Below are 388 nucleotides of genomic sequence, written 5' to 3' on the forward strand. Positions count from 1 at the left end.
GAATTTTGTAAACAACAACAGATCAAGCTGGCCACCTTTTCCTATTGGTACCGAAAGGTCAAGAGGGCATCGGAAACACCCGCAGCAGGATTCACAGAAGTAACTGCCTCTGTAGAGTCGGTTGGGTTGGAAGTGGTTTTCCCCAATGGAGTGATCATCCGTGGCATCCATGACCTCTCCTTGATCAGGCAATTGATCAACTGGTAGCATGTTTACACTGGGATCTTCGCACCGGTTCTTTCTCTACGGCGGGGCAGTGGACATGAGAAAAGGTTTTGACGGACTGAGCGGTCTAGTCCGCAATACCCTGGACCGGGATCCACTTTCCGGGGAAGTGTATATCTTTTTGAACCGGAACCGTACCCTGGTCAAGCTACTCCACTGGGAA

Annotated in this window: 2 protein-coding genes; both read left to right on the forward strand. The window is 50.5% G+C overall.

What is annotated here, in order from left to right:
• Window positions 1–207, forward strand: a 207-nt coding sequence (gene tnpA / locus O0V13_RS21540) for an IS66 family insertion sequence element accessory protein TnpA (RefSeq protein ID WP_268037079.1), incomplete at its 5' end; no start/stop codon positions are given.
• Between the two features lies 1 nt (window position 208).
• The coding region (tnpB, locus tag O0V13_RS21745) for an IS66 family insertion sequence element accessory protein TnpB (protein WP_442780946.1) at window positions 209–388 on the forward strand (180 nt) is incomplete at its 3' end.

Origin of the sequence: Algoriphagus sp. PAP.12, from assembly GCF_026652115.1 — a bacterium.
GTDB lineage: Bacteria > Bacteroidota > Bacteroidia > Cytophagales > Cyclobacteriaceae > Algoriphagus.